At 44.7% G+C, this 7086-nt stretch carries 5 protein-coding genes; 3 read left to right on the top strand and 2 right to left on the bottom strand.

Going from position 1 to position 7086, the window contains the following annotated elements; all coding sequences use genetic code 11:
* The first annotated feature begins 235 nt into the window (after positions 1-235).
* The 3 genes from HMPREF2983_RS09890 (at position 236) to HMPREF2983_RS09900 (ending at position 5273) form a co-directional block, all read left to right on the top strand.
* Positions 236-1996, top strand: coding sequence for an alpha-1,3-galactosidase-related protein (locus HMPREF2983_RS09890; RefSeq protein ID WP_083316795.1), 1761 nt, complete (start codon positions 236-238; stop codon positions 1994-1996).
* Between the two features lie 316 nt (positions 1997-2312).
* On the top strand, positions 2313-3185 hold the full coding sequence (locus HMPREF2983_RS09895; protein ID WP_246829393.1) for a DpnI domain-containing protein: 873 nt from the start codon (positions 2313-2315) through the stop codon (positions 3183-3185).
* A gap of 12 nt (positions 3186-3197) precedes the next feature.
* A complete protein-coding gene (locus HMPREF2983_RS09900) occupies positions 3198-5273 on the top strand; it encodes a GH92 family glycosyl hydrolase (RefSeq protein ID WP_256374462.1) in 2076 nt (691 codons plus the stop codon).
* Between the two features lie 166 nt (positions 5274-5439).
* Here HMPREF2983_RS09900 and HMPREF2983_RS09905 read toward each other — a convergent pair whose 3' ends face one another.
* Together HMPREF2983_RS09905 and HMPREF2983_RS09910 are read right to left on the bottom strand one after the other, a co-directional pair.
* A complete protein-coding gene (locus HMPREF2983_RS09905; RefSeq protein ID WP_070667990.1) occupies positions 5440-6087 on the bottom strand; it encodes a DUF4923 family protein in 648 nt (215 codons plus the stop codon).
* Positions 6088-6111: 24 nt separating this feature from the next.
* Positions 6112-6846, bottom strand: a complete 735-nt coding sequence (locus HMPREF2983_RS09910) for a Bax inhibitor-1/YccA family protein (protein WP_036890837.1) — start codon at positions 6844-6846, stop codon at positions 6112-6114.
* Positions 6847-7086: the final 240 nt, after the last annotated feature.

Consider the following 7086-nt stretch of genomic DNA (forward strand, 5'->3'; position numbering starts at 1 on the left):
CTTTGTCGGTCTTCTCGGATAAAGCTTCTTGTAAACAAACTTGATTATTTTCTTAAAGTTTCTTAATGGTGTTTCTGCCTTGATTTGGCGGATGTTCTTCACTGCGTGAAGATAGTTCTTCGTGGAATATATCTCTCAAAACGGGGCGGATTATCAGATATAATGCTTATCTTTGCCCCATATCGTCACTTTTTTATTGGCGATGAACCTTGCATGAAAATACGAGAATTTACAGATGATGAAAGAGAATAGATTGCGTTTGTTGCTGAATGTATGCTTGTTTTTTATAACGATTTCTGCGCAAGCTGCACTCCATGATACGCTGTTTGTGGCCGATTATGGTGTGCATCCCAACACCTACGAAGACCAGACGGCACGTTTGCAAACCTTGATTGCCGACTGCAAGCGTTGGAAGAGCAAGGCTATTGTGTTTCAATCGGGGCGATATGACCTGTGGCCTACAGATGCCTCGAGGTGCAAATACTACATTTCCAACACCTCGTCTGAAACAGAATGTCCCTCGAAAGTAAAGACCATAGGCTTGTTGTTCGAAGATATGAGCGCTCTGACCATTGAGGGAAATGATGCAACACTTATGTTTCATAGCAAGATGACAATGCTTTCTTTTGCCCATTGCAAGGAGATGAGGTTGCAGAATATTCATTTTGACTTTGAAAGACCTGGCGGTTCGGAACTCACTTACCTTAAAGTTGATGCGCATGGAGTAACGGCTCGCGTGCATCCCGACTCCGAATTTGCGATTGTCGAAGGGAAGATGATGTGGATAGGAGAGGGTTGGCGGACGAATAATCCGCATTGTATAGAGTATGATCCCACTAATAAACATTTTTATTATAGCCGTGGTTGGGACATACTCTCACAGGCCAAAGCTGTTGAGTTGTCGCCAAATGTGGTGCATTTTGCAACGGATTTGGCTAAAGATTTCAAGGAGAACCACACGATTACGGTGCGCGATATCATTCGAGATCAGGTGGGAATGTTCTTGTTTGAAAGCCAAAATATCACGTTTTACAATGTAGGTGTGCACTATATGCATGGCTTGGGCATCGTAAGTCAGTATTGTCGAAACATCAAGATGCTTCGGGTGAGATGTGAACCGCGTGAAAACAGCACGCGACTATTGGCATCTTCGGCCGATTTTATGCATTTCTCGGGCTGTAGCGGCAAGGTTGTGATTGATAGTTGCAGGTTTCTTGGTGCGCAAGATGACGGCATTAATGTGCATGGAACCAATTTGCAAGCCGTTGAAAGAGTTGATGATTATACGCTAAGATTGCGCTTCATGCATCCTCAAAGCTATGGTTTTTGTGCTTATTTTGCTGGCGATACGGTGGCCTTTGTGCGTCCTTCTACCATGCAACGCTATGCTGAAAACATCGTAAAGAAAGTACGAATGGAGTCGCCTCGAATCGTGGAAGTGGCGTTCATGCGCCCCATTCCTAGAGATGTTCGATTGCAAAGTGATTGCGTAGAGAACCTCAGTTGTACGCCTGAAGTGGCCATTCGGCATTGTTTTTTCTCTCGAACCAGCACGCGTGGTACGCTTGTTACCACACCTCGGCGAGTGATTATCCGTGATAACACCTATTGTTATACGGGCATGAGTGCCATTCTTATAGAGGGCGATGCTGCTGGTTGGTATGAGTCGGGGCCTGTAAAGGATGTGCTTGTTGAGAACAACAAGTTTATAGATTGTGCCTATAATGGTGGGCCTTCACGTGCAGTTATCGCCTTAAATCCTTCGAATACGGTTGTTGATGCACGTCGGCCTGTGCATCAGAATGTACGTATCATCAATAACATCTTCGTCACTTCGGGTAATCCTTTGCTGTATGCCAAGAGCACTTCACAGTTAGTTTTCAAAGGCAATGAGGTGAAGATAGAGTCCCCTTCCTCGCTGGTTGGGAATAAATGGGTTGTTCTTGAGGGTTGCAGTAAGGTGACTATCAAGGGAAACAAGTTCTTGGAACCATAGCAATAAGGAAGTTGATCATTAGGCATTATTTATTTCTTAGTCCTAATTTCGGAGCATGTATTATGCAGAAATGATATCGTTTTTGCATCGTTTTCTGTGACTTTTTTATTTATAAGTGTATTAAAAATAAGAGATAAATTCTATAAATAGAGATTTATCTATATCCTGTTTTGTTGGAAATAGGAATATTCTAAATAGAGTTTTAGAAATAAGAAAAGTCTTACTATGTTTCAGATGAATTGCAAATGTGAAGGAGAAGAGTATCTTTGCTTTTGCGTATAATTCTTTAAATGAGATAGAGAAAGTATAGTATATTATGAATTTAAGTTTCAACTTATCTTTGATTGATGGATATAAAAGTGCGTCTCAGATAGCAAGAGTCCTAACAGAGGATTGGTTTGCTCATAAGAGTACTGAACTCAAGGCATGGCAGAAGACCGTTAATCCACCGCGTCGTTTGGGCAATGAACGATTTATTTCTGCTCTTTTCAAGGATCCGACAAAGGTTGAAGATGCCGAGAAACTGATGACAGAACTGCATGCCGTTGCCTCAGATATGCAGGATGTGGGACTGAAACTCGATTTTTATCAGTTTTTTACGGAAGAGGAATTGCGTGATATTTACGAGCAGAATAATGAGCGGATGTGGCTTTGTAATGGGCAAGCTCCCGACAACTATGGGGTTACTCAGCGTTCGGCCGTAAGCCTTTGGCATAATATTGTGGCCGAAGTGAACCATGCCTTGCAGGGCAAACTGACAGCTACATTGCGCTTTGGTCACGACACTCCACTTTATCGTTTGTTGGCTTTGTTGGGTCCCGACAACCTCTCTGATGAGCAAACAGACGAGATGGACAAGGTTATTCCTATGGCGGCCAACTTGCAGATGGTTTTTTATTATAATCCAGATAAGGAGGAGAAGCCATTAAAGCCACAGCAAGTTATCGTTAAGTTCATGCTCAACGAGCGCGAAATCCGACTTCTCAAGGTGCGTTCTTTGGATGTAGGCCCTGATGGAAAAACGGGCTATTATTATCGTTGGGACCATGTGTTGAGCTATGTGGAAAAGCGAATTGCCAATGCTGTAGCGCAGGGACACATGGCAACTATCAACACTTTCGTGGGTACTGACTATGCAGTTACGCCCTCGTTGAGTCGTTATAGCAAAGGAACTGAAGAACATGGGTAGACGCTTCCGGCTGTGTTGGAGCCTAATGGTATGACTTTCTGGACACCACAGACGCAGGACGGAGAGCAGAAATGCGTGGCACCGTACTACTATTGCGATGAGAAACTGCAGGGGTTTCGTGGCAGCCATTGGCTCGTGGGAGGCTGCACACAGGATTATGGCTCGTTTACACTGATGCCGTTAATGGATAGTCTGCGCTTGAAACCAGTTGATCGAGCCACACGTTTCAACCACGCTGACGAGATTGCTCATCCGGATTACTATGCTGTTTCTTTGCCCGATGAGCATTTGAAGGCCGAGATGACGGGTATGAGTCATGCAGCAATGTTCCGTTTCACCTATCAGAAAGACGGCAAGGCTTATGTTGTAGTGAACACGAATAATGATCATGGAGAAGGCTTTATGGCTGTTGATACGGTGAGGAACAGCATCTATGGCTACAATTCTGTGCACAGAATTTATCAAGGTTGGGGTGAAAAGGCAGGTTTCAATGGGTGGTTTGCCGTGGTGTTTCAGGACCCTTTGCAGGATTATGGCATCAAGGACGGTGTGGCTTGGGCTGCTTTCGATGTGTCGAAAGGTGATGAGGTGTTGGTTAAGGCAGCCTGTAGCTTCGTGGATATGGCAGGTGTTTATAACAATATTCAACAGGAAATACCGCATTGGGAGTTTAATGATACGCGCTCACGCACGATAGATCGTTGGAAAGCAAAACTCAATCGGGTGAGCGTTTCCTCGCGAGACACGGCTGCTGTTGCCAAGTTCTATGGTGCATTGTATCGTGCCAGTTTTCTGCCTCGTGCCTTCAGTGACAAGGACGGACGTTATCCTTCGTTCGCCGGAAGCAGGAAAATCATGCAGCATCCAATGGGAAAAATCGGCAATACCCCACTTTACCGTCGGGTTTATATGGATTTTTCGATGTGGGATATCTATCGAGCTTTGCTGCCACTGAACCTGATTGTCGAGCCAACGGCCAACGGAATGATGCAGAGTTTGGTTGATATGTATGAGGAAGGGGGCTGGCTTCCAATATTTCCTTGCTGGAACAGCTACACTTCGGCAATGATTGGTGATCACGCTTCGGCTGCCTTGGCTGAGGCTATCGTGAAAGATGTGCGTAATCTTAATAAAGAAAAGGCCTACGACGCCATGCGCAAGAATGCCTTTGAGATAGCAGATGCTGAAGCTTATAAGGACGGAAAGGGACGCCGTGCGATGCAGAGTTATCTGAAATATGGCTATATCCCGCTGAACGACAGTGTCATGGAAGCTTTCCATACGCATGAACAAGTGAGCCGGACTTTGGAATATGCCTATGATGATTATGCTGTTGCGCAGGCTGCAAAGGCCTTGGGGAAGACTGATGACTACCGTGTTCTCATGGCAAGGGCACGCAATTGGCGGCATGTTATCAATCCCCGTACAGGATGGGCTGACGGCAGATGGGCCAATGGAAAATGGCTGAATAATAAGGATTTGACCACGCGTGTGAAGTTTATTACAGAAGGAACTGTGGCTCACTATACGTGGTATGTGCCCCATGATGTCTATGGATTGATGCAGGAGATGGGGGGAAAGAAGATATTTGCTGACCGACTTGACCGTATGTTCAGCGACAGCCTGTATTGGCATGGCAATGAACCTTGCCAGCAGATTCCTTATCTTTATGCGTATGTTGGACAGCCGTGGAAGACACAGCAGAGGGTAAAGACTATCCTTGATAATGAATATCTTGATGTGCCCGGTGGTCTTAGTGGCAATGATGATGCCGGACAAATGAGTGCATGGTACGTACTTTCGGCCTTAGGTTTCTATCCCGTATGTCCCGTTTCACCTTATTATATTATAGGGACTCCGACATTTGACGAAGCACATATCGGCCGTTTCACCATTAAGGCACATCATGTTTCGCATGAAAATATCTATATCCAGTCGGCAACTTACAATGGGCAGCCTTATACGCACAACTACATTACGTATGAAATGTTGAAAGGAGACGGCGTATTGGAATTTCAAATGGGGCCGAAACCCAATACGGAGTGGGGCAGCAAGACAGAAGATTGCCCGCCGGATTTGATGAAATGATAATCGTCTTTCCTAAAGAAATGGAGAATATCAAAGACATGAGCTGCGATATTCTCCATTTGATTTTATAATTCTTACCATGCAGAAGCTTGATAAGTCTTCGTGAATTTTTCTTCAGTTTGTTTTCTTTCTCATTTTCAGGTGGTGGGAGAGAAAAACTGTTTTCTTATCTTTTCATTTCAAAGCCCATGCGTATTCCGTCATAGTTCTTGCTCAGTTCACCGACAGTTTGAATAGTGCTGTTGCCGCTGAGGGCTGAAGCGGTCTGAAGAAGAGTAAGCAGTTTCTTGGATTCCATGAGATAACTCATGCCCTTGGTGGTACGTTTTGCATACACAGGGAGAGTGAAGAACAAAGTCTTCATCATGATTTTCTGGTTACTGCTGTCGTAAGTCCATGTACCGTTGATGCTTCTTCCAAGGATGCGTCCACTGAAAGTTTTGTCGCTGTTAAAGGTCAGTTGGGTGTTATCGCGCCGAAGACCAATGGCCTTGTAGCTTTCGGTCAACTTCGTTTTTGCCTGGGCAGCAGCCACCTCTCCACCTGCTTTTGCCAAGGTGTTGTCGCTCGTGAAAGCCACTCCCGGCTCGCTGTAGTGCCATGTTCCGATGAGATCGCGTTCCGAAGGTTTGTCAATACCGAGCACACTGTTCAGCACATTGCCGATAGTGTTGGCGTTGCCCATACTGCCAAGAACTTCGCCCAAGATGTTCCCTCCTGTGTTATTGCTGCTGCCGTTGGTGGTAATGCCACAGCTGCTCAGCATTAATGTCGTGGTCAGCACGCCTGCTGCCAGAATTATTTTTTTATTCATCACCGTGTTGTATATAGTTCTTCTTTAGTTATCACGACCGAAAAGGCGCAGCAGATAAATAAACAAGTTGATGAAATCAAGGTATAAATCAAGTGCACCACACAGTGCAATCTTCTGTGAAGTCTCGCTCATGTCGGGTGCAACTGCTAATTGACGCTTGATATTCTGGCTGTCCCAAATGGTCAAACCGACAAAGAGTAACACGCCTGCAATACTGATGATGAAGTCGAGCATGCTGCTCTTGAAGAATATGTTGGCCACCAATGCAATGATAAGTCCGCCTAACGCCATGAAAAGAAAACTTCCCCACTTGGAAAGATCTTTCTTGGTGAAGTAGCCGTATGCAGAAGTAACAGCGAAAGTTCCTGACGTGATGAAGAACGTTTTGATGATGGCTGTCGGTGCAAAGAGGATGAAGATGTATGACAGCGTGGCGCCGTTGAGAGCCGCGAATGTGGCAAACATCAATGTCGTTGCAGCTAACGAGCGATTTTCCTTCCATATACTTCCACTGATTTTCCACACTAAAACTAACTCCGTTATAATCAATCCCCAGAACACTAATTGGTTGGTGTAAATCAGATATAACAGGTTTGGAGAGGTTGCAACGCCGTAAGCGACGATGCCACTGATGGCCAAAGCCAAAGTCATCCATAGATACACTTTGCGCATCAAGGCAGGAAATGCCTCTGAAAGCACCATGTCGTTTGTGCCATACTCCTGTTCTCTGATTCTTTCATTAAATTCTTTGAAATCCATATTCTTTACTGTTTTTGATAATAATCTGTTGTGTTTTGCTGAAAGCAGAGCTGTTTCTGCTTTGCCGAATGACGTTTTGTCATCTTTCGATGCAAAAATAATCTTTTCTTTTTCTATGTACAAATGTAATGCCATTTTAATTCCCCTCTTTAATAATCTTTAGCCTATTACTGTCTGTATGATAGTGAAAGGTGTCGTGATTTGACGCAGATTGCGCTGTAACTTGATGCAGATTACCAC

This window comes from Prevotella sp. HMSC077E09, from assembly GCF_001814685.1.
Taxonomy (GTDB): Bacteria; Bacteroidota; Bacteroidia; order Bacteroidales; family Bacteroidaceae; genus Prevotella; species Prevotella oris.

Coding starts and splice junctions, on each gene's coding strand:
- HMPREF2983_RS09890 (WP_083316795.1), top strand. CDS start 236: ATGATGAAAGAGAATAGATTGCGTTTGTTGCTGAATGTATGCTTGTTT.
- HMPREF2983_RS09895 (WP_246829393.1), top strand. CDS start 2,313: ATGAATTTAAGTTTCAACTTATCTTTGATTGATGGATATAAAAGTGCG.
- HMPREF2983_RS09905 (WP_070667990.1), bottom strand. CDS start 6,087: ATGAATAAAAAAATAATTCTGGCAGCAGGCGTGCTGACCACGACATTA.
- HMPREF2983_RS09910 (WP_036890837.1), bottom strand. CDS start 6,846: ATGGATTTCAAAGAATTTAATGAAAGAATCAGAGAACAGGAGTATGGC.